The organism is Paenibacillus sp. FSL M7-0420 (assembly GCF_038002345.1).
GTDB lineage: Bacteria > Bacillota > Bacilli > Paenibacillales > Paenibacillaceae > Paenibacillus_AQ.
This window is the reverse complement of sequence record NZ_JBBOCJ010000001.1, coordinates 365,314-389,563: the sequence shown is the minus strand read 5'-3', so window position 1 is coordinate 389,563 and position 24,250 is coordinate 365,314. Positions and strand designations below refer to the sequence as shown.

Sequence of the window (24,250 nt, the reverse complement as noted above, 5' to 3'; positions counted from 1 at the left end):
GCATCTGCACAGCAGACACGGGCCAGACTCAGCCTATCTTACCCATTCCCGTTTTCACGGTTCGCGGGTTCATGGAATCACTATAGTGCTCTCAAGATCCTTATGATAAGTTCTCATCGGTTTCCCATTAGCATCCAACAAGAGCTTCAGCTCATTATCCAAAGTGAATGTATACGGTCTGACCGTAATCGTCTTGGGTGGTTGCGGGAAGAGATTGTACAGACTATCCACAATAGGATGCTGAACGGCCTTCCTCAAGGCATATCCCTGACCGGAAGTAGCTACATTACCGGCATCATCCACAAGCTCATAGAATACCTCCGTTGGACCATATTCCCCTGTCTGCTCCGGTGATGCAGGCACTTCCCCTTCACTGGTGATGATCATCCTCATGGCAGCAGGCGTGATGTCCAGACTCTTTACTTTATAATGGAAGGAGTCTTTGCTCGCTCCCTGGCCCGGGGTAAGGTTGATGATTCCCTCCGCAAGCTTCTTCGCTGTTACCTCGAACTCAAACGGCTCGGCGATCTGGGCAACCGGTACGCGGATATTCACCTTGAATTCGTCTCCGAGAGCCGAAGCATTGTGCAGTTCTCTAAGCTCCAATAAGAGGGTGTTCGGTTGTCCTTTTACATCACCTGTGATAGAAGAACCGAAGCCGATAGGCTCTCCTGACGCCAGAGTAACCACCGGCAGACCCAACAGCCCTTTTGTCGACTGATCGAATTCATGAGTTTTATAATTTGTAATCTCTGCAAGTACCCGCTCATCTGTTACTCCAGTTCTTTCAAAACCAATGGCCAGCTGAATTCCATCATAAAATACCTCCGTAACACTTAACGTCACTCCATCCTTGGTAACGCTCATATTAGGAGAAGTAGTCAGCCCCTGTTCCGCCGCCAATTTCAAACCCGGGTTCTCCGTGTGCTTGAATATACTGCTGAACACGGGCAATTGACTCAATGTATCGGCCCATACCGGGGAGATGAAACCTGCTGCTACTGTACCTAACCCGATCATTACGGCTATACTTGCGGCTGCTAATGTCTTTTTAAGCAATTTGCTTCCTCCTCTGGTCTCCAAATGTTCGATCCGGTTCATAATCTGCTCATTATAGCTATCTACAGGAAGCTCTACTCTTCCAACGCTGCTGCGAATACGTTCCAGCATTTGCTTCTCAGTTTGATTCTGCCACTTCTCCATGAGCACACCCTCCCCTTTCACCCGCTTTTTGCTGAATCAGTTTTTTACGGAGCCGTTCATATTTTTTGCGCAGCGCCGCCGAACTGCTTCCGGTAATCATTGAGATCTCTTCGAAGCTGTATTGTTCAATGACACGAAGGATTAATAGCCCCCGCTCTTCCGAAGTGAGATTTTCAAAAATCCGGTCTACCGGCGAATCCTCCGGCAACGCTTGTTGATTCGTCATCAGTTGCAGCTTATACAGAGACAGCAACCGGCTGCGTCGCTTACGCCTGCGAAGCTGGTCCAGACAATGATGATAAGCCACCTTATATAGCCAGGCCGAAAAAGAAACCCGCCGTTCATAACGCCCAAGCTGCTGATACACCTTAACGAATATATCCTGCACAGCATCCTCTGCTTCTTCACGGCTCCTTAGGAGATAGTAGCAATACGTGTAAATCTTTTTTTCATACTCCTTAATTATTGTTGAGAACGCTTCCCTGTCTCCTGCATGTATCTGATGAATGGCTTCTTCAATCTTATTTGGATTCATTGGGCCCCCGGGGTTGCCTTGCTCCAAAAGAATCACCTCCACTTTCCTTTTACACCTGTATAACGAATGCCAATTGTGTATTTGTGACAACTAAGGAAGTAGCAAATATGACAAAAGACAGTTCCCCTGAAATTCGAGCCACTGTCTGGATTTAACGCTATGTAAGTCTCTCTCTCAGACATCAATCTATCTTCTAAGCTTCAAGCAAGCCTCAAAAAATACCCGTTCCCCGCCTTGCCCTCGCACATATACACCTTCTTCAGTTAGAGAAGATCGCATAACACTAATCTCCTCAGCATACTTGGCTTCCTGGGTATAGGTAATATGAAGTCCCATAAGCTCTAACTCCTCCCACTCCTCCAGTGCCAGTGCATCACAGCATAAATCTGCATATCGGGCATTGTTAAGATGTTTGTTGTTATCCAGCCCGCTATATCTGACCTGATAACGGTAAGCCTCCTGCAAGGGGAGTTCGGATGGAATAATTACTTTATCCGGCAGACTTCCTACGGAATCCTCTACATACGGCTCGACAACAATAGGCAAAGCCGATGGACGCAGAATTTTCCGCTTCCCGATATCCACAAGGGCCCAGATCGAGCGCGCCGAAGCAAGCTCTACACCTTGGCTATCATAGATCCGGTAATCCCGCTGCCAGAGCGGTCCTTTGTTTCCTTTACTCCAGGTATGCACATCAAGAAGCTCACCCGGCGACGGCAGACGCTGCAGATTCAGATCAAGGGTGATGATCATCCAGCCCATTCCCGCCTTGAGCATACTCTCCATACTTAGCCCCAGACTGCTTACAGCAGAATCCGCAGCACGCTGCATAATATCCAGCAGGAAGGAGAGCTTGCCCCTTGACCGGTAATCCGTGTCACTTGCCTGAACCCTGAACTGCTCTGTCCACAAAAAGCTGCTATGCTTGTCCATAACTTTTAGCTCCTTCACCTGTCTATCCCCAATTCTCGGTACCTATCCACATTATTCTAACGGATATCCACATCATTTGGGGAGAAGTATCAAAAAAACTAAATCTATCCACATGTGTATAACTATGCGTCACTTGTAAGAAGACCTGAAGTCTACTCACAAGCTGTCCACAAGGCTTCCCTGAAAATACAAAAAGACCACTGTCTGAGAATCAACAGTGGTCTTGTGTGCTTGGCAACGTCCTACTCTCCCAGGACCCTTCGGTCCAAGTACCATCGGCGCTGGAGGGCTTAACGGTCGTGTTCGGGATGGGTACGTGTGGAACCCCTCCGCTATCGCCACCAAACATGATTTTTCGAAGCTTCCGCTTCTCGAAATCGCTGCGAGAAAATATCTGTCCCCAGAAAGGACATGCAGCTTAAGGTGTACCAGGCTTGATCGCCTGAAAACTGAATCCGAAACGAATCTGCGTGTTAGAAATTTGGATAAGCCCTCGACCGATTAGTATTGGTCAGCTCCATGCATTACTGCACTTCCACCTCCAACCTATCTACCTCGTCGTCTTCAAGGGGTCTTACTAATTGGGAAATCTCATCTTGAGGGGGGCTTCACGCTTAGATGCTTTCAGCGCTTATCCCGTCCGTACGTAGCTACTCAGCCATGCTCCTGGCGGAACAACTGATGCACCAGCGGTACGTCCATCCCGGTCCTCTCGTACTAAGGACAGCTCCTCTCAAATTTCCTGCGCCCACGACAGATAGGGACCGAACTGTCTCACGACGTTCTGAACCCAGCTCGCGTACCGCTTTAATGGGCGAACAGCCCAACCCTTGGGACCTACTTCAGCCCCAGGATGCGATGAGCCGACATCGAGGTGCCAAACCTCCCCGTCGATGTGGACTCTTGGGGGAGATAAGCCTGTTATCCCCAGGGTAGCTTTTATCCGTTGAGCGATGGCCCTTCCATGCGGTACCACCGGATCACTAAGTCCGACTTTCGTCCCTGCTCGACTTGTAGGTCTCGCAGTCAAGCTCCCTTATGCCTTTGCACTCTGCGAATGATTTCCAACCATTCTGAGGGAACCTTTGAACGCCTCCGTTACTCTTTAGGAGGCGACCGCCCCAGTCAAACTGCCCGCCTGACACGGTCCCCGTACCCGATGAGGGCACTAGGTTAGAACCTAGATACGATCAGGGTGGTATCCCAACGGCGCCTCCGCAGAAGCTTGCGCTCCTGCCTCCACGGCTCCCACCTATCCTGTACAGATCGTACCCAAATTCAATATCAAGCTGCAGTAAAGCTCCATGGGGTCTTTCCGTCTTGTCGCGGGTAACCTGCATCTTCACAGGTATTAAAATTTCACCGGATCTCTCGTTGAGACAGCGCCCAAGTCGTTACGCCATTCGTGCGGGTCAGAATTTACCTGACAAGGAATTTCGCTACCTTAGGACCGTTATAGTTACGGCCGCCGTTTACTGGGGCTTCGGTTCACAGCTTCGGATTGCTCCTAACCGCTCCCCTTAACCTTCCAGCACCGGGCAGGCGTCAGCCCGTATACTTCGCCTTGCGGCTTCGCACAGACCTGTGTTTTTGCTAAACAGTCGCTTGGGCCTTTTCACTGCGGCCCCCTCGGGCTATTCACCCTACCGAGGCACCCCTTCTCCCGAAGTTACGGGGTCATTTTGCCGAGTTCCTTAACGAGAGTTCTTCCGCGCGCCTTAGAATTCTCTTCTCGCCTACCTGTGTCGGTTTGCGGTACGGGCACCTTCTCCTGACTAGAGGCTTTTCTTGGCAGTGTGAGATCATGACCTTCGCTACTGTAATTTTCGCTCCCCATCACAGCCCAGCCTTAATGATGTGCGGATTTGCCTGCACACCAGCCTCACTGCTTAGACGGACATCCATCAGTCCGCGTCACTACCCTCCTGCGTCACCCCATCGCTCATAGCGGATTACGGTGGTACAGTAATTTCAAACTGTTGTCCTTCGACTACGCCTGTCGGCCTCGCCTTAGGTCCCGACTTACCCTGAGCGGACGAGCCTTCCTCAGGAAACCTTGGGCTTTCGGCGGATCAGATTCTCACTGATCTTTTCGTTACTCATACCGGCATTCTCACTTGTATGCTGTCCAGCGCTCCTTACGGTACACCTTCAACCCACATACAACGCTCCCCTACCCCAGGATCGACTTCACTCCAGCTTCGAAGTTCGTGTCTATCCCCTGGAGTCATTTAGCCAACCATCCTTTCAGATGATTTATTGGCATTCATGATTCCGGATAAACACGCCTCAAAGGCGCAGTGAAGTCGATCCTAGCCATAGCTTCGGTGGTGTGTTTAGCCCCGTTACATTTTCGGCGCAGAGTCACTCGACCAGTGAGCTATTACGCACTCTTTCAATGGTGGCTGCTTCTAAGCCAACATCCTGGTTGTCTGTGCAACTCCACATCCTTTCCCACTTAACACACACTTGGGGACCTTAGCTGATGGTCTGGGCTGTTTCCCTTTTGACAATGGATCTTAGCACTCACTGTCTGACTCCCGGCAAGAAGTAAATGGCATTCGGAGTTTGACTGAGCTTGGTAACCCTTGCGGGCCCCGCACCCAATCAGTGCTCTACCTCCACCACTCCATTCACCGAGGCTAGCCCTAAAGCTATTTCGGGGAGAACCAGCTATCTCCGAGTTCGATTGGAATTTCTCCGCTACCCCCACCTCATCCCCGCATTTTTCAACATGCGTGGGTTCGGGCCTCCAGTGCGTGTTACCGCACCTTCACCCTGGACAGGGGTAGATCACACGGTTTCGGGTCTACGTCCACATACTAAATCGCCCTATTCAGACTCGCTTTCGCTGCGGCTCCGGCTTCTCACCTTAACCTTGCATGTTAAACGTAACTCGCCGGTTCATTCTACAAAAGGCACGCCATCACCCATAGAAAGGGCTCTGACTTTTTGTAAGCACACGGTTTCAGGTTCTATTTCACTCCCCTTCCGGGGTGCTTTTCACCTTTCCCTCACGGTACTGTTTCACTATCGGTCGCCAGGTAGTATTTAGCCTTAGCAGATGGTCCTGCTGGATTCATACGGGGTTTCACGTGCCCCGCACTACTCGGGATCCGTCTCGGAGAGAACACAGTTTGGGCTACAGGGCTTTTACCTCTATCGCGGGCCTTTCCAGACCTCTTCACCTACTGAATTCCTTTGTAACTCCATGTGAGACGTCCCACAACCCCAAGAGGCAAGCCCCTTGGTTTAGGCTGTTCCGCGTTCGCTCGCCGCTACTGACGGAATCACTATTGTTTTCTCTTCCTCAGGGTACTTAGATGTTTCAGTTCCCCTGGTCTGCCTCTGCGTATCCTATGTATTCAGATACGAGTAACTGCGAATTACCACAGCTGGGTTTCCCCATTCGGACACCCCCGGATCAAAGCTTGCTTACAGCTCCCCGAGGCAGTTTCGTTGTTCGCCACGTCCTTCGTCGGCTCCTGGCGCCTAGGCATCCTCCGTGTGCTCTTAGTAGCTTAACCAATGTGTTTTCCCTAAGGAAAATCACGGTAGCAACTAATAACTATTCCAACTTGCTTACACAAGTTTCAGCTAAAAGATGTTCTAAAACGCAAATTCGTTTCGGTATCCAGTTTTCAAGGATCAAGTTGAGAGCTTAAACTCTCAAAACTGACCAACGAGTGAGCATTCGAACCCAAGGGTTCTTTGGTGGAAGCGAAGCTTCCGATTTGAATGTCCTCATTGCAGAGAACGATTCTCCATAGAAAGGAGGTGATCCAGCCGCACCTTCCGATACGGCTACCTTGTTACGACTTCACCCCAATCATCTACCCCACCTTCGGCGGCTGGCTCCCTTGCGGGTTACCCCACCGACTTCGGGTGTTGTAAACTCTCGTGGTGTGACGGGCGGTGTGTACAAGACCCGGGAACGTATTCACCGCGGCATGCTGATCCGCGATTACTAGCAATTCCGACTTCATGCAGGCGAGTTGCAGCCTGCAATCCGAACTGAGACCGGCTTTGCTGGGATTGGCTCCACCTCGCGGCTTCGCTTCCCGTTGTACCGGCCATTGTAGTACGTGTGTAGCCCAGGTCATAAGGGGCATGATGATTTGACGTCATCCCCACCTTCCTCCGGTTTGTCACCGGCAGTCACTCTAGAGTGCCCAGCTTCACCTGCTGGCAACTAAAGTCAAGGGTTGCGCTCGTTGCGGGACTTAACCCAACATCTCACGACACGAGCTGACGACAACCATGCACCACCTGTCTCAACTTTCCCCGAAGGGCACCTGATGCATCTCTGCTTCGTTAGTTGGATGTCAAGACCTGGTAAGGTTCTTCGCGTTGCTTCGAATTAAACCACATACTCCACTGCTTGTGCGGGTCCCCGTCAATTCCTTTGAGTTTCAGTCTTGCGACCGTACTCCCCAGGCGGAGTGCTTACTGTGTTAACTTCGGCACCAAGGGTATCGAAACCCCTAACACCTAGCACTCATCGTTTACGGCGTGGACTACCAGGGTATCTAATCCTGTTTGCTCCCCACGCTTTCGCGCCTCAGCGTCAGTTACAGCCCAGAAAGTCGCCTTCGCCACTGGTGTTCCTCCACATATCTACGCATTTCACCGCTACACGTGGAATTCCACTTTCCTCTTCTGTACTCAAGTCACCCAGTTTCCAGTGCGACCTCAGGTTGAGCCCAAGGTTTAAACACCAGACTTAAATAACCGCCTGCGCGCGCTTTACGCCCAATAATTCCGGACAACGCTTGCCCCCTACGTATTACCGCGGCTGCTGGCACGTAGTTAGCCGGGGCTTTCTTCTCAGGTACCGTCACTCCGGCAGCAGTTACTCTACCGGACGTTCTTCCCTGGCAACAGAGCTTTACGATCCGAAAACCTTCATCACTCACGCGGCGTTGCTCCGTCAGGCTTGCGCCCATTGCGGAAGATTCCCTACTGCTGCCTCCCGTAGGAGTCTGGGCCGTGTCTCAGTCCCAGTGTGGCCGTTCACCCTCTCAGGTCGGCTACGCATCGTCGCCTTGGTGGGCCGTTACCCCACCAACTAGCTAATGCGCCGCAGGCCCATCCCCAAGCAGCAGATTGCTCCGCCTTTCATTCTCTCCTCAGGAGAAAAAAGAAATTATCCGGTATTAGCTACCGTTTCCGGTAGTTATCCCAGGCTTGAGGGCAGGTTGCCTACGTGTTACTCACCCGTCCGCCGCTAAGTCTGAAAGGAAGCAAGCTTCCTTTCACACTCCGCTCGACTTGCATGTATTAGGCACGCCGCCAGCGTTCGTCCTGAGCCAGGATCAAACTCTCCAAATTGGTATTTAGAAAGAGCGATTGCTCATTTTGAAACATCTGACGAGAATTTACATTCTCTAATTTTGGATCTCACCGAAGTGATCTCCAGATACTCACTCGTTGTTCAGTTTTCAAAGATCAAGCTCGTTGTTAGCGGCGATGTTATCGTCACCAGCAACTCTTATAATATATCACGTTCTTCTGAGCAATGCAAGCTTTATTTTTGAAATCACTTATTTAAGTAATCTCTCATTTCCTTTGCCGCTCCAACAACGCTTATTTATAATAACCTATCCTTCTATTAAAAAGCAACCTTTATATAAATAAAAATAACCCGCTTAATGATTAAGCGGGTTAGTCTCAGATAATGCTATAGTTCACAGCTATTCTTAGTAGAATTTCGCTGCAGTATATTTGCTTGCTGATTTGACCAGTTCTGTTGTTGCTGTTTTCTTGCCCAGACCTGCATCCACTGTAGTATCAATCGTCACCCATTTGCCGTTCAGGAACACTTCGTTCCAGGCATGGTATGAAGTTACATAGCTTGTATTCCCCATAACCAACTTGGTTGGAATCCCTTCACTGCGGAGCATAGTAGCGAACAAGGAAGCGTAATCGTAGCAGATCCCTTTGTTGGTAGCCAGTGTGTTGTCGTTGTTCGGAATATAATCCGTGCTTACACTGTTGGCCAGAGAGTAGTCATATTTCACGTTAGCTACGATGTAATTGTAGATAGCCTTAACTTTGTCTGCATCTGTGGTCAGACCCTTTGTAAGCTGTGCTGCCTTTTGAACGGATTTATCGGAAGAACTCCACTTTACATTCTGTACAGAGCTCAAATATACGGCATTCACATTGCTCATGGAGAGAGATACAGTCTCGGAAGATAGTACTTTGTATTTGTTGCCGGTAGTATTCTCAAGAACGGAGACCTTGTAAGAGCCATTACCTTGTTGCAGCGGGAACGTCTCGGTCGGTTTGGAAGTGTATAAGTTGTAAGTATAGCTGTTATTGTCCTTGGTAATCATGAGCTTCATCTTCTTGTCCTTAGGAACATCGTACGAAACCCCGATAATCCCTTGATCAAGTTGTCCAACATTTAACCAGCTTGAATCTGCATTTGCTGCTTGAGCAGTGCCTGTCTGCACGGAAGTGACGATCACAAAAAGCGTAATCAGCATTAAATAAAACTTCTTCATGGATAAAACCCCTTTCGGTAGCTGGCTGCCATTCTTACGGGAAGGCCCTTTAGCTTTGCGTCCCTACCTTTCGATAGGTTTGCCGTTATCGTATAAGCTTTATCTGTCCAATCTACTACCACATAATGACAGATCCAGAATGAAAACAAACAAAAAAAGCCTCTTCATTCGGTAACTGGCTGCCATCCATGACGGGAAGGCCCTGTAGCTTTGCGTCCCTACCTTTCGATAGGTTTGCCGTTTATCGTGTATTAGCTTTCATAGTTATATCTTACCATATCTATATCTATTAGCAAGACCCAATTGCTAGATTTCACCACAAATATACTAAAATTTTATGTTTTTTCGACCTTTATCGCCTTGTCCTGATAGAATCAGGTCAGCTTCGCGTGAATGATGAGTCTGTGGGTAGGGTTGACTAGCGGATCACAGGTAATAAGGGTCAAAATCTTATCGTCATCCTTTCCCTTCAGTACCGAAATATCGGTAGGCTCTACAATAGATACATCATATACAACATACTTGTATTCCTGTCCGCTTGTAATAACAGTAATGGTATCCCCTTTACCAACCTCATCCAATCTGTTGAACAGCCGCCCTGCCGTTCTTGACCGATGCGCAGCAATCGCTGCATTGCCTACCGCGCCAATCGGAGCTGTCTCCTTCATATGCGCCGCTGCATGCTTCATATTGGTCTTGTTGGCGCCCTCCAGTACAGGCAGCTTCAGATCGATTTTATCGATTTCAATAATAGCGGTGATCTTGCCTCCCACTTCAATCTCGGGCGCTGTAGTGGGCACCGGCTCTTCCGCACCAGACTCTTCCGCCAGCAGCTGGGTGACTTCCGCATAAGGCTTACTCAGATCCTGGCTGGCAGGAGCCGTAGCCGAAGGAACGATTTCACTATAGGCCTGTTCAGCCTCTTCCAGCAGCTTCTGCTGCTGACGGTCCTCGTACCATTCGCTTCCTTTGGGGTAGAGCATAATCAGGACCCCGGCAAGTATAATCAAATAGGATAACTTCCGCATGACAATCGCCTCCGCAATATAGAATAAGTGCTGCCTCCGCAGAATACGGGGAAGATATACGCTCTATCTCTTTAGAATACCCACTTCCGGCTTCCAAAGAAATTAATGATTACTGTAATAAAGGTAACCAGCACCTTGGCCATCAGCACCTGGACTCCCAGCCGGTCAGTCAGCAGATGAATCAGCAGCACCGAAATGCCCAGCACCAGCAGATTCAGCACAATAAATCTCACCAGCTGCATCCGGTCAAAGCCGCTATTGCCTCCTCTGTCCCGGCCCTTGAAGGTCACCTTCTTATTCCAGACAAAGCTGTTGGCCGTCCCGGCGCTGTAGGAAATAATCTGTGCAGGGGTGTTGAGCATCCCCAGGGAATGCAGCAGGGTAAATACCGCAAAATCAATGAACGTGTTAAGCAGGCCCACCGCATTGAATTTCAGAAACTGGATCATGCCTGCGCTCCAGGCCTTATTTTGCATAGTCGCTTTCCTTCCGCGTGTCTTCGGTCTCGGCATCCGGATAGCCCCGTGTCTCGCTTACGATATAGAGCGGTCTGTCCTTCGATTCATCATAGATCCGTCCGATGTATTCCCCGATGACGCCCAGCAGCATCAGCACAATGCCGTTAAACAGCAGGTTAACCCCGACAATGGAGGCCCAGCCCGGTACAGTCCAAGAGGTGAAGACTTTCTGGAATAAGACCAGAAACAGGTAGATGAAGCTGGAGAAGGACAGGAAGAATCCGATATACGAGGCGATTTTGAGCGGCTTGTGCGAGAAGGAGGTGATTCCGTCGAGCGCAAAGCGGATCATTTTCTTAAGCGGATATTTCGTCTCCCCGGCGAAGCGTTCCTCCCGCACATATTCCACCATGGTCTGCCGGAAGCCGACCCAGCTTACCAGCCCCCGTACATAACGGTTCTTCTCCTTCAGGCCGCGCAGCACATCGCAGACCTTACGGTCGATCAGCCGGAAGTCCCCGGTATCCGTGGGAATCTCCACACTGGTCATGCTGCTGAGCAGACGGTAAAAGATTTTGGCTGTCACCTTCTTGAAGAAGGTCTCTCCGTGGCGCTTCAGCCGCTTGGCATAGACTACCTCATAGCCTTCCTTCCACTTGGCGATCATCTGCAGGATGACCTCCGGCGGGTCCTGGAGATCTGCGTCAATGACCACAACAGCCTGGCCTTCAGCATAATCCATACCCGCCGTAATCGCCACCTGATGGCCGAAGTTACGGGAGAAGTCAATCAGCTTGACATGCTCATCCGTATTGCTTATGCCGCGCATAATCTCAGCCGTACGGTCCCGGCTGCCGTCATTGACGAATACTAGCTCATAGGAATCGCCGCAACCATCCATTACTTTTTTGAGCCGCTCGTACGTTACCTGAATGACTTCCTCCTCATTATACATGGGCACAATTACACTATATCTGGCCTTCACAAGGGTTCCTCCTAAATTTATTGTAAGCCACAGCTTCCTTGATGCGCTTCATCAACATCAGCTTTGAGCAACTATGCGGCTCTTACAGCTCCCCTCCTAGAATACCCAGGAAGGGAACCAGCGAAGTACATGAATGATATAACTGCTGTTCACCTGCATGCCGGACAATACCGGATAGAACATTACAAACAGGATGGCGGCGGCCGCAACATAGGCGTACCGCAGATATCTGGCACCCTGGAACCTGCCGTCAAGCAGCTTCAGGATGTACACAATGGATAGAATCATAAACGGCACCATCGCAAAGTAATGGTACAGGAACGTCTCACGCGGCACAAGCATCCACGGAACATATTGTGAGAAGAAGCCGATCCAGATCATATACAGGCTCTTGTCCCGGCGCTTCAGGGTGAACCATACAGCAGCCAGCATCGTGAAGATTCCTGTCCACCAGATCAGCGGATTGCCCATCGTTACTATGCTGCTCGCCTTGCCTGCAGGCAAGCCTTCGCCGCCGCTGAAGAACCACACCGGACGCTTCATGAACGGCCACTCCCACCAGGACGAGGCGAACGGATGTGTAGCTACAAGCTGGCTGTGATAGTTGTACATATTCTTCTGGGCATCAATCAGCCCCTTAACGGTGAAGCCCTCTGCCGACGCAGATAGTGAAGGAATGAAGGACAGGCTGTATATGATTCCCGGAATGATGACGAAGAATCCGATGCAGCTGGCCAGCGTGATGATCGTGTTCTTCCAGAAGGACTGATCTGCAGTCCGGCAGGCGGCTTTGAGCTCCTGACCGCTCAGCTTGCCTTCAGCCAGCAGGCGTCCGGCAGCCTTATACTCCCGGTAGCGGTCCAGCAGCGACAGCACCAGCATAATAGCAAGTCCCGCGCCGCCGTAAATCACGATCCACTTCGAAGCAACCCCGATTCCGAAGAACAGGCCGGACCAGAACAGCGGAGCCAGTGTGGTCCGCAGCGGCATCCGGTAGAAATTCATCGTGAAATACCGCTGCATGAAATAGAACATCAGCATAATGAAGAATACACCGTACACATCGATGGTCGATATCCGCGTCTGGGTGAAATGCATGAAGTCCAGAGCGAATAGTCCCGCTGCCAGTGCAGCATAGGTGGTCTTACGGAACAACCGCATCGCCATGATATAGATCAGCGGCAGCATTGCAATCCCGAACAAGGTCCCTATGATCCGCCACCCGAACGGATTGACGCCGAACAGCTCCATCCCTACCCCGATCAGCAGCTTGCCAAGCGGCGGATGCGTATTCTCATAAGGAACAATATTATGATAATGCTCATAAGCCGTACGGGCATGATAGATCTCATCAAAATACGTACTGTTCATGAAATTAGAGTTCTTGGGTATGACGGACTGCTCGTCGAACAGATTGGCCGGCATTCCTCTTTTAGCTGCTGCTCCCGAATCGGGTGTCACGCTTGCTATCGTCAGAGGAACCTCCGGTGCCCCCTGCTCATAGAAGGCCATCTCATTGAGCGTGAAGCCTGGAGACGTAACCGAGAGCTTGACATATCTTGCGGATACGTTAAGCGGCTGGCTTTTCCAGATGAAGACATTGCCCACATCCTCGCTCACCTCAAGCGGGCTGCTCCAATTATCAGGGGTCTGGCTGAATTCCAGCTGAAACTTCCCTGTTCCGACACCGCCGAACACATTGACCCGCTCCAGTTGATGGGCCTCCCCCAGATCCACATAGAAGCTCTCGCCGCTGGCTGCCGGCTCCCACAGAGTCTCAGGTGCCTTGTTATCTCCCAGATGATAGAGGGCAAGTGCCCCGTATAGTACGGTGATACCGAGCATCCAGATCCAGTCTCTGCGCTTCAGCTTCAGCGGAGAACGCCGCTCAGCAGCGGCAAGCGGCTTGATGCCTTCTGCAAGCAGCAGATCTGCTGCGTACGCCTCCTTGGGGGTAACCGGCTCAGGCAAAAGCTTCACAGTTCGGCGGATATATACATCGTATCCAATATAGAGAAGATATATCGCAAGAATGATAGTGGTAATAGCTGTAACCAGAACAATGCCGTCAGCCGGCGGATTTCCGCCGGTATTCAGGTACGCCAGTGTATAACCAACATTGATGTACTGGGTCAGGGAGAACCCGAGGAACAGGGTCAGGAACCGCCGGTCCCGGCTCTCCATGAAGGCGAATAAGGACAGAATCAGTACCGGATACAAGTAACGCTCATGCATTTTGGTACCGAATACGAAGACAATCGTGATCAGCACCATAGCGATGAAGTAGGACTTGGAGAGATCCTTGCGGTCCTTGGTATTGAAGGAATAATAAGCAGCAAGTGCTACTGCCACCAGGATGAAAATAAAGCCCCATATACGATACGGTATGCCGAGCCAGGTCACATCCAGTGCCGACCACATCGGGTCAGTCAAGGCATACAGATTGAATGCATTCACTGTGGAATACGGATAGGAGGACAGTGTGCTTTTGTAGAGGTTAATCAAGCCTGCAAAACCGCCGTTGTTCCAGAAGAACGGGGCTGCGAGGACAAGGAAAATCCCCAATCCGTACAGGGCGCCCAGCGCAAGCTGCTTCCAGGCCCGGTGATGGTAGAAGGCAAGCAGCAGTACAGGTGTGAAAATCAGCGCCTGCGGCTTGATCAATGTAGCGACGGCAAAGAAGACCGCCGCACGTACGAAGCGCTTATCGACAACCCCCATTATACTGAGCAGCAGGAAGATGAGGAAAAAGGAGTCCGCCTGCCCCCAGGCTGCCGAATCCATCAGTACAGCGGGATTGAACAGGAACAGCATCATCAGCCCCATAGCCAGCCCGGAGCCGAGCCTGGTACGTGCGCTCTTATAGATAATCCAGCCAAGCACCAGATCAGAGAGAATCGCCGGCAGCTTGAAGAGAACCGTCTCGGCACCTGATCCGCCGGCAAAGTTAAACAATCCACGCAGCAGACTAAGCAGGTATAGCACATATAAGTACCCCGGCGGGTAATCAGCAAAATAACCTTCCTCATAGAATTTGCCCGGTCCAAGGTCGGTCAGGCGCTGTCCCCAGGCCATGAAGGTGTTCATATCATTCTTATAGCCCTGTGCCGTAAGGCCGATCCAGATGCGCAGGATGAATGCCGCTCCAAACAAGACGTACAGCCAGCGGGTATAGATTACATCCTCCTGTCTCAGCAGACGCTCACTGCGGAAGGCTCTTGTGTATAGAAAAGCAAAGAACAAACAGAATACTCCGGAAAGCAGCAGCAGCTTGGCCGGCGATACTTTATGCGGCACTTCCTCCGGCTTGCTTCCGCCGTCCGCATCTGCCGGCGGAGCCTGGGCTCCGCTGTCCAGTGAGATGATATTCGATCCCTCCGGCACTGTATCCAGCTTCTCTACGGACAGATCATCGAAATAGGCTTTACCCTGAATCAGATTGGCATAGCCGCCCAGCGCAGCGCCGATTCCGATCTCGGTCTGCTCCTTGCCGGTCTGGCCGATGAACTCCAGACGCTGCCATTCCCCGCCGGTATCGCTAGTAGCGGGATAACCGCCGCCAATGCCTACCGGGAAAATATTGGCCCCGATCCCCCCGCCTGCGATGCTGGCTATTTTGACATATCCAGAGATTCTGTAGTAACTATCCGGCAAGACGGTAATGGTCTGCACCCACTTCAGGTGATTGGGCTCCAGATTCTCGATAACCGCAGCCTTGCTGCCGGAATGAACCTCTTCGGACTGAACGGATATGGAGCCCGCCGCATCTCCGGCAATCCACATATCCTTGCTCCAGCCTGCCGGGGCCCCGTCTCCCCCTTCTTCAAAGCCCGGGTTCTGCAATAGGTTCCCTTCGGCATAAATACTTGTTACAGGAAGAATAAATAATAGGAGCATCAGTATAACGGTTGCCGCTGCACGTACCTTCTTGGTCATCGTTCTACCCTCACCTCGTCAATGTTAATCCAGCCATTACCGCCGGTTATGTATACTTCTGCCTGTATCCCCTGCTCCAGAGTGACTGCAGGAAGTGTGACCTGTTGATAGGCTTCCGCCGCAGGCAGCTCTGTCTCCGCAAGCACCTTACCGGCTGCCCGAACGCCGATCTTGCCGCCGCTGCCCCCGCTACTGGACATGACGGTCAGTCTGTACTCACCGGCTGCGGCGGTAAAAGCCTGCGAAACGATGTTCTCCGCTCCGGGATCAAGATAGGCCAGCTTACTCCCGGCGAAGGGGTTGTTGACAGCAACTCCCGTTCCCGCAGAGAAGGACCAGCCCGCCGTCCCTTCTTCAAATCCGCCATTCACAAATTCGCTTGCAGCAGTCTTGGGTGTGTCTTGAGGCCCGCCATTCTGTTCACTGGTGAGCAGTACGCTGTAGTTGGCGAAACGCTTCACTCTGGACCCGGCGCTTGCTACAGGCGGCGCAGTAGTATTCGCATAGATATATGCGGCATTCGCAGGCACCCTGTTCAAATCCTCAAATCTGTATCTTCCAAAGGAAGAAACACGCTGAAAGGCTTCTCCCGGATTGGCATACTGAACGGACTTCAGGAAATCATGCGGACTGATCTGTTCATAGAACAACACATAAATATAAGGCATATTCACCTGATTCGTAAGATAGACTTCACCGGTGCTGTGTTCCGAAGCATACTGGACTGCCTCCCCCAAGGATTCATAGAAGGCCGGACCGATTCGCTCAGGGAACTCGCGGAAATACGTATTGGAGAATAAAATAAACATCACGGCGAACCCGGCCGCGGCCAGGATGGCTATACCTTTGACTCTGCCTGCCAGCCAGACGAATCCGGTGCTTACCAGCATAATGAACGGATAAAAAATAATATTAATCCGGTTAATATTCACAGTTGTAATCAGCGCCATTAGCACCGCCACCAGGAACCAGAGCAGCACGGCTCCCTTACCAGCGCTCTCCCTCTCCCGCCGGCTTGTCCACCAGGAATGCAGGAGAACGATCAGGCCGAGCAGTGCAAAAGGCAGTGCCGGCGGGTACGCATATCCGTAAGGAGAGATGGAGTTCCAGGCCAAGCCGTCACTTCCGCTCCACATCAGCTTGCTGAAAGCACTGAGGTTATCCGCAGCCGCCTGCCACAGCCTGCCGCCGAATACGGATGAAATCTCCTCCACGCGCGGCGTCGTAAGCTTCGGAATCGTGAACAGCGGAGTGGCTATATCCTGCATAGCGTAACGGTTAATGATAATAAATAGTAATATAGGCAGCGCCAGTGCCGCAAACCCTACACAATTCCAGACTAGGGCACGGGGTCGCAGGACCTTGCTATATAATAGAAGAATTGCCGTACCGAGCGCAAATAGCGGGACGAAGAAGTAGGCTGTTCCATAAGCATACAGTGAGAGGGCCAGCATGCCGGTAAAGGCGTACAGCCATCTTGGATTCGCAAGAGAGCGCAGCAGACAGTATACAGCGATCAAAATCATCGTAGGAAACAGATTCGATTCCAGCGCCCACCTGGACATCATAATATGCCACGGATTAATGGCGATGAAGAACATGGCAGCGGTCCCGGCCCCAGGCGAGGCCGACAGTCTTTTCATAATCAGATAGAAAAACAGCATGCCCAGTAGTCCCATGATCAGACTAAGCGCCCTTACAGACAACGGCGTCAGTCCGAACAACAGAATGAACGGCATGGACAAGTAGGCATAGAGCGCATTCTGCCCGCTCCCCCAGGCGATCAGGTGAATTGGCAGATGAACACCATTCCGGTCCATCCCGTAGTGTAAAATGGCGTAGGCATCATAGCCGATAGAGGCTTCGTCCTGGTTCAGTCCCGGTGGAATAGAAGTTATGTATAGAATACGGACTATTGCCCCAAGCAGGAACAGCAGCACCGGCCAGGGCTGGCTACGGAAGAACTTGTACACTCGATTGAATACACCGGACACCATTTATCACCTCTTCAACAATATAATCTAAATATTGGTTGATGAAAAGGGTAAAACCCAGCTTGTCCCGCGCGGCTCCCCCCTTAAAAGAATAAAAAGAAAACGGCCCCTTCATATAATGAAGAGACCGCAGAATGGAAGTCAGAATCCGTAGAGCTTATCAGCCTTGGCTGCCGATCAGAACATAACGCAGAATGATCAGAATTGCCAGCACCCACATCATCCAGTGGATATCATATTTCTTCTTGCCGGCGATATTCGCTACACAAGCCAGAATCACGTAAGTAACAATCCCGAACGAGATCCCGTTAGCAATGTTATACGTAAACGGCATGATCACGAAGGTCAGGAAGGCCGGAATCGCCAACACCATGTCCTGGAAGTCAATATCACGGATCGATTGAGCCATGAGTACACCGACAATAATCAGCGCTGCCGCTGTGGCCGGACCAGGGATCAGAGCGACTACCGGAGCCAGGAACAAGGCAAGCAGGAAGCAGATCCCCGTAGTTACTGCAGTCAGACCCGTACGTCCGCCTTCAGCTACACCGGCTGCACTTTCTACATAAGCGGTAGTGGTGGAAGTACCCAGCACCGCACCGCCCGCAACAGCTACCGCATCTACGAACATGGCGTTGCCGACACGTTTTTTGCCCTCTTCAGGGTTCTTCATGATTCCGGCACGTTCAGCAGTACCCACCAGCGTACCGAAGGTATCGAACAGTTCTACAAAGGTAAAAGTGGCAATCGCCGATACGATACCGGTGTGCATAATGCCTTCCCAGTCGAATTCCCAGAAGTTAAGCTGGGTGAAGTCAGGAACCCATGGCGTCTGCGGATTGCTCAGTGAACTGAAATCTACTGCACCCATGAGAATCGCAGCCACGGTAGTCCCGAGAATTCCGAACAGGATGGCGCCGCGAACGCGCAGTACCATTAGAATGGAGATCAGCAGCAGACCGATAATCACGAGCTGAACATTGGTGTTCTCCAGGCTGCCCATATGAATAACCGTTTCAAAGGAGAGTACATCTGTAAATGTATTGGCGGAGATGTCTTTACCGGCTTCAACGCCGATGGTCATCAGTCCGCTGTTCTTCAGGCCGATAATGGTGATGAACATCCCGATACCGACAGTGATCGCATGCTTCAGGCTGTCAGGAATGGCAGTGAGCAGGATTTGCCGGACCCGGGTAACGGTCAGGAGGATGAAGATAATCCCGGAGATAAATACGGCGGTAAGACCCATCTGCCAGGTGAACTCATGTTCAGTGGTGGCGGAGGATAAGACGACGGAAGCGAAATATGCGTTAAGGCCCATACCAGGTGCCAGAGCGACCGGGAAGTTAATGAATACCCCCATGGCAATGGTGAAAATACCGGCTGCCAGCGCAGTCGCAAGGAATACGGAATACCAGCCCATATCAATGCGGCCGAAGGCAGTCAGAGTGCTTGGATTAACCGACAGAATATAAGCCATTGCCATAAACGTGGTTATACCGGCCATGATCTCTGTGCGTACTGTGGTGCCGTTCTCTTTCAATTTGAAAAAGCGGTTCAAATCGTTCTCCCCCTAAGGTTGTATGTTGTGCCATTACAGCAACACAAAAGCCGGCATCTGGGAAGACACCGGCCCGAAAAAGAGATGGCTGCCGGGAATTCCGGACAATCGCCGGAAATCCCAGAACAAGTTGCTCTTCTTAATCGTAGCCAGGTCATTACGGTGACCTCGTAGAGACTTCCGGGCCGATCCCCGGAATTATACGAATATATTTGCTGTAGCGCTTTATCATTTTAGGGGGAGATGACAGCTCTTGTCAATGGTAAATACGAACATTGCCCGTCAGGTTTACACAAATGTTCGTAAATTGAACATTTCTATGACAAATCCCGCTTGGTTCAGGGAGAATCGGCCAAACCTTGCAGCATAAATGCGGATAGTTCCGCACTTAATTAATTATAATTAAACTCTACATGGATGGGCACGCAAACATATGTTAAACTGAATTAGCTTAGCGATAAGCACTCCATTTTCTTACAAGTTCCTTAATCCGAAAGGGGATGTTTTAATTGGCTACTACTTATATGGTGGTTTCAGTTTAGAACTGCATAGCAGGCATGCTTCTTAAAAAGGCGGGTAAAAGCCCGTATTATTTGGTATGCCATCCCAAGTAACCTTTCGTGAATATTGCTGTTTGCGGGATACGATGAAGGTCGTATCTTCTTTGCATCTTGATGCCGTAGAACAGCAGCTTCTTCTTGAGGCTGCTGTTCCGCGGCATTTTTGCGTCCACAAAACAACTTTAAAAGGAGCTAAACCCAAAACCATGATTGATCTAAAAACCTATGGATATACAGAAATAGAAAAAATCCCGTCCAGGCTATTGCCTGGCAGAATTACAGAGCTCCGGCGGGAGCGCTTCACGGTAATCACAGAGCGGGGCGAGTTGACCGCTGTACTCAAAGGCACGTTCTATCACAGTACAGAAACCCGGGAGGACTTCCCGTGCGTCGGTGATTTTGCCTTACTGCGCCCGAACGGAAGCGGGGATTCGCTCATTGTTGCCCTTCTCCCCCGCCGCTCCAAGTTCTCGCGGGCAAATTATTCCGGCCATGCCGCAGGCTATACCAAAACCATTCTGGAGCAGGTCGTGGCAGCTAACTTTGACTATGTATTTATTCTGTCCTCCCTGAACTGGGATTTCAATGTCACCCGCATGATGCGGTACCTGACCCAGGCCAGGCAGAGCGGCGGCCAGCCGGTCGTCATTCTGACCAAGGCTGATCTCACCGAAGATTACAGCCTCCGGCTGGCAGAAGTCCGGCAGAGCATGCCGGATGTTCCCGTGCACGCCGTGTGCAGTCATAACGGTCTCGGGCTGAATGAGCTCGATGTCTACCTTAAGCCAGGTTCAACTGTCGTCTTCCTTGGCATGTCCGGAGTCGGCAAATCATCGCTGCTTAACGCCCTGATGGAACGGGATGTTATGAAGGTCAGTTCCATCCGGGAGGAAGACAGCCGGGGACGGCACACGACGACCCACCGTCAGTTGTTCATGCTCCCCTCGGGAGCAATGGTAATCGATACCCCCGGGATGCGTGAACTGGGGCTGTTCGATGCTGACGAAGGCATCTCTGCAGGCTTCGCTGATATAGAAGACCTGTTCACCAGATGCCGGTTCAGTGACTGCCGCCATGAGGCCGAGCCGGGCTGTGCGGTGCTGGCCGCCCTGGCGGAGGGTTCCCTGACGCGCGAACGCTGGGAGCATTACATGGCCCAGCAGCAGGAGAACCAATTCGTCCAGAACAGAACCGGCTATCTGATCAGCAAGAATGCCCGCAATCAATCCATCGCTATGCAAAGAAAACAAACCAAGAAAACCGGGGGCTGGAAAAAATGAAGATTCCAACTGAAGCGTTATATACTGCACTAAGTGAGCTTTTCAAAACAACGATTACATCTGCTGACTACCAGACGTTACAGCTGCATGGCGGGACCTTGGGAGATGTGCAGCTGGTTACCGGAACGGCCGAAACGGCTGACGGAGAGCAACGGCCGTACCATATTGTGCTGAAAATCCAGAAGAAATGGGAGCGTTACGATGATCCGGATTCCTGGCGGCGGGAATATGATCTCTACGCTTCTCCATTGGGGGCAACCTTCACAGAATCCTTCCGCTGGCCGGTGTGTTATCACGCTGAGATGAATGAAGCCGGGGATGAAATGAGATTATGGCTGGAATATATGGATGGCATCTCCGGTCTGGAGCTGACCGGTGACATGTATGAACAGGCGGCATTGGAGTTGGGCCGGTATCAAGGGAAGCTGTACGCGGAGCAGCCTGAGGGGCCGCAAAGTCTGACCAACCTGAGCCATCCAGACCTCATGAAGAATACTTATCTGCACTACCGGTCTTGGCCGGTTGTCTACGACTATATCCGTTCAGAGGAATGCGAATTCCCGCAGCATGTGCGGCAAATGCTCATCGACATTGATGAGCATTCAGACGATATTTTTGCCCGGATTGAATGCCTGCCTCTGGTGTTATGCCACCGGGACTTCTGGGTAACCAACATCATCTATTCTGGCGGGACCATCGCGCTGATCGACTGGGATACCAGCGGCTGGGGCTACCTCGGCGAGGACATCGCCAGCCTGATTGCAGATGAGGCGGATCTTGATCACATGATTGAATACTATCAGCGGTGTGTCCCTGCTTATTACCGGGGCTTCGCGGAATATGCGGGAGAGATTGCCCCGCTTGCCGGCCACTGCGTCTACGAATTCATCCTGCTCGTATTCGGATACCGGCTGGTGGAGGGATATCTTCATGCGGATAGTGATGATAAGAAGACAGAGTGTCTGAATACGCTGGAGAAGGTGTATGAATTGAAGAGCTTGCAGCTGTCCGTCTAAGCGGGAAGAACTCCAAACCTTAATATAGGGTTTTGGAGTTCTTTTTTGTCATAACCGTTTCAGCGAGAAATAGAAGGATAATTTATCGTGTGCAACATATAATTTCTTATATTTCGAAAAAAACTCTCTCCCATCAGCAAAAATCGCCTATAGAAGAGAGTTTTTATTTTATCCTTGATCTATTCCCACTCGATCGTCGCTGGCGGCTTCGAGGTAATGTCGTACACGATACGGTTGACGTTGTCCACTTCGTTGACGATGCGCACAGAGATTTTCTCCAGTACATCCCATGGGATACGCGCCCAGTCGGCGGTCATGCCGTCGATGGAGGTTACCGCACGAATGCCTACGGTGTAGGAATAGGTACGCTCGTCACCCATTACACCCACACTCTTCATGTTAGGGAGTGCAGTGAAATACTGCCAGATCTCACGGTCAAGACCCGCCTTGGCAATCTCTTCACGCAGGATATAGTCGGAATCGCGGACGATCTGCAGCTTCTCTTCGGTCACTTCACCCAGCACACGAATCGCCAGACCCGGACCCGGGAAAGGCTGACGCCACACGATCGCATGCGGCATGCCCAATTCCTCGCCCAGCTTACGGACTTCATCCTTGAAGAGGGTGTTCAGCGGCTCGATCAGACTGAATTTCATATCTTCCGGCAGCCCGCCCACATTGTGGTGCGACTTGATCGTCTGCGCCGTCGCTGTACCGCTCTCTACGATATCGGTATACAGTGTACCTTGAGCCAGGAACGCGAAGTCACCCAGCTTGGCCGATTCTTCGTCGAAGCAATAGATGAACTCGTTGCCGATGATTTTACGTTTCTGTTCGGGATCGGAGACACCGGCCAGCTTGCCGAGGAAGCGGTCACGGGCGTCTATTTTGACGACATGGATATCGAACTTGCCGACAAAAGTCTCCATGACGCTCTCCGCTTCACCTTTGCGCAGAAGGCCGTGGTCGATGAACATACAGGTCAGCTGATCGCCGATCGCACGGTGAATCAGCATCGCCACAACAGAGGAATCCACACCGCCGCTGAGTGCGCAGAGCACCTTCCGGTCGCCGACTTTATCACGGATATCCTTAACGGCATCCTCGATGAACGACTCCATCGTCCATTTGCCCTCGCAGCCGCAGACCTCGTACAGGAAGTTCGAGATCATCTCATTCCCCTTCACGGAGTGGCGTACCTCAGGATGGAACTGAACAGCGAAGAATTTGCGTGCATCATTGCTCATGGCTGCAATCGGCGCGCTCTCTGTACCGGCATCCAGCTTAAAGCCCTCCGGAAGCTCCACAACATGGTCGCCGTGGCTCATCCATACCGTCTGCTTGCTCTCAAGACCTGCTGCAAGCACGGAGCTGGGTGCGAATTCTACATCGGCTTTGCCGTATTCGCGCTTGGCGGAGCGTTCCACCTTGCCCCCCTGCTGCTGAGCCATCAGTTGCATCCCATAGCAGATTCCGAAGATCGGCAGCCCGAGCTCGTAAATCGCCGGGTCTACATGTGGTGCATTCTCCGCATAGACACTGCTTGGCCCGCCTGAGAATACAATCCCTTTGGGTGATAAGGCCTTAATCTTCTCCATCGGTGTATTGTACGGCAGAAGCTCACTGTATACCCCCAGGTCACGAATTCTGCGCGCGATAAGCTGGTTATACTGTCCCCCGAAATCCAGAACAACGATTATTTCATTTGGCTTGTTCATTACTTGCCTCCCTTGATTATTGGATTCATTATACTCATGGTTAATTCTCAGCGTCAAGGAAATGGGGTCCCTCTGTTTCAAGGTTTTGGGATAGGTGTGGCAGGGGTGGAGGTAATACCTGCACGAGGCAAAGGTAGCGGAAACAGGCTCGTGGCCATGACAGTACTTAATACCTGCAGATGAGCAAGTGTCTGCCGAATTCCCGCTGCCGGGAACAGGTATCTATGTTATGGAAATACAGTGAAGAATTACAGCCCTGGCTGGCTTATACAGCGTTGCTAGGGGAAGCGTGAATTTGATTGTATTCGGTTTTTCACATACATTTGGTCCTCGTGCCCGTGCAGCGCTAAATGTGGTCGGTTTTTCGATTACATTTGGTCCTCGTGCCCATGCAGCTCCGAATGTAGTCGGTTTTTCGATTACATTTGGCCCTCGTGCCCATGCAGCGCTAAATGTGGTCGGTTTTTCGATTACATTTGGCCCTCGTGCCCATGCAGCGCTAAATGTGGTCGGTTTTTCGATTACATTTGAAGC

Annotated in this window: 13 protein-coding genes, 3 rRNA genes and 3 riboswitches; of the genes, 2 read left to right on the top strand and 14 right to left on the bottom strand. The window is 51.3% G+C overall.

Annotated features, from left to right (window positions below):
• Positions 1 to 69: 69 nt before the first annotated feature.
• From MKX51_RS01655 to MKX51_RS01595, 13 genes are all read right to left on the bottom strand, one after another.
• Positions 70 to 1,203, bottom strand: a complete 1,134-nt coding sequence (locus tag MKX51_RS01655) for a DUF4179 domain-containing protein (protein WP_340990957.1) — start codon at positions 1,201 to 1,203, stop codon at positions 70 to 72.
• Entirely contained in the window at positions 1,178 to 1,738 is a 561-nt protein-coding gene (locus MKX51_RS01650) for an RNA polymerase sigma factor (protein ID WP_340990956.1), read from the bottom strand. Before MKX51_RS01650 ends, MKX51_RS01655 begins: the two co-directional genes overlap by 26 nt.
• Before the next feature lie 186 nt (positions 1,739 to 1,924).
• Positions 1,925 to 2,671, bottom strand: a complete 747-nt coding sequence (locus MKX51_RS01645) for an acyl-[acyl-carrier-protein] thioesterase (protein ID WP_340990955.1) — start codon at positions 2,669 to 2,671, stop codon at positions 1,925 to 1,927.
• A gap of 229 nt (positions 2,672 to 2,900) precedes the next feature.
• Positions 2,901 to 3,017, bottom strand: a 5S ribosomal RNA gene (gene rrf, locus MKX51_RS01640).
• Positions 3,018 to 3,152: 135 nt separating this feature from the next.
• Positions 3,153 to 6,198: ribosomal RNA gene (locus tag MKX51_RS01635) — 23S ribosomal RNA — on the bottom strand.
• A 243-nt stretch (positions 6,199 to 6,441) separates the two neighbouring features.
• A 16S ribosomal RNA gene (locus MKX51_RS01630) occupies positions 6,442 to 8,002 on the bottom strand.
• Together the 16S, 23S and 5S rRNA genes form the textbook arrangement of a ribosomal RNA operon.
• Before the next feature lie 368 nt (positions 8,003 to 8,370).
• Positions 8,371 to 9,180 (bottom strand): transglutaminase-like domain-containing protein, encoded by an 810-nt coding sequence (locus tag MKX51_RS01625; RefSeq protein WP_340944386.1) that lies wholly within the window; start codon positions 9,178 to 9,180, stop codon positions 8,371 to 8,373.
• Between the two features lie 13 nt (positions 9,181 to 9,193).
• Positions 9,194 to 9,274: riboswitch (cyclic di-GMP riboswitch) on the bottom strand.
• Between the two features lie 73 nt (positions 9,275 to 9,347).
• A riboswitch (cyclic di-GMP riboswitch) is annotated at positions 9,348 to 9,429 on the bottom strand.
• Positions 9,430 to 9,554: 125 nt separating this feature from the next.
• Positions 9,555 to 10,208, bottom strand: coding sequence for a class D sortase (locus tag MKX51_RS01620; protein WP_340990954.1), 654 nt, complete (start codon positions 10,206 to 10,208; stop codon positions 9,555 to 9,557).
• Between the two features lie 71 nt (positions 10,209 to 10,279).
• Complete coding sequence (locus MKX51_RS01615; protein ID WP_340944388.1) at positions 10,280 to 10,684, bottom strand: GtrA family protein; 405 nt, start codon at positions 10,682 to 10,684, stop codon at positions 10,280 to 10,282.
• A complete protein-coding gene (locus MKX51_RS01610; protein ID WP_340944389.1) occupies positions 10,674 to 11,651 on the bottom strand; it encodes a glycosyltransferase family 2 protein in 978 nt (325 codons plus the stop codon). The genes MKX51_RS01615 and MKX51_RS01610 overlap by 11 nt, the downstream gene beginning before the upstream one ends.
• A gap of 96 nt (positions 11,652 to 11,747) precedes the next feature.
• The gene (locus tag MKX51_RS01605) at positions 11,748 to 15,587 is read right to left on the bottom strand and encodes a glycosyltransferase family 39 protein (RefSeq protein WP_340990953.1); all 3,840 of its coding nucleotides are present in this window, start codon (positions 15,585 to 15,587) and stop codon (positions 11,748 to 11,750) included.
• A complete protein-coding gene (locus MKX51_RS01600) occupies positions 15,584 to 17,584 on the bottom strand; it encodes a hypothetical protein (protein ID WP_340990952.1) in 2,001 nt (666 codons plus the stop codon). The genes MKX51_RS01605 and MKX51_RS01600 overlap by 4 nt, the downstream gene beginning before the upstream one ends.
• A gap of 157 nt (positions 17,585 to 17,741) precedes the next feature.
• Positions 17,742 to 19,142, bottom strand: a complete 1,401-nt coding sequence (locus MKX51_RS01595) for an NCS2 family permease (RefSeq protein ID WP_340990951.1) — start codon at positions 19,140 to 19,142, stop codon at positions 17,742 to 17,744.
• A 126-nt stretch (positions 19,143 to 19,268) separates the two neighbouring features.
• A riboswitch (purine riboswitch) is annotated at positions 19,269 to 19,368 on the bottom strand.
• A gap of 540 nt (positions 19,369 to 19,908) precedes the next feature.
• Between MKX51_RS01595 and rsgA the strand changes: the two genes are divergently transcribed.
• Positions 19,909 to 20,982, top strand: a complete 1,074-nt coding sequence (gene rsgA, locus MKX51_RS01590) for a ribosome small subunit-dependent GTPase A (protein WP_340990950.1) — start codon at positions 19,909 to 19,911, stop codon at positions 20,980 to 20,982.
• Positions 20,979 to 21,998, top strand: coding sequence for a phosphotransferase (locus MKX51_RS01585; RefSeq protein ID WP_340990949.1), 1,020 nt, complete (start codon positions 20,979 to 20,981; stop codon positions 21,996 to 21,998). The genes rsgA and MKX51_RS01585 overlap by 4 nt, the downstream gene beginning before the upstream one ends.
• Before the next feature lie 179 nt (positions 21,999 to 22,177).
• Here MKX51_RS01585 and guaA read toward each other — a convergent pair whose 3' ends face one another.
• On the bottom strand, positions 22,178 to 23,716 hold the full coding sequence (guaA, locus tag MKX51_RS01580; protein ID WP_340944398.1) for a glutamine-hydrolyzing GMP synthase: 1,539 nt from the start codon (positions 23,714 to 23,716) through the stop codon (positions 22,178 to 22,180).
• Between the last annotated feature and the right edge of the window lie 534 nt (positions 23,717 to 24,250).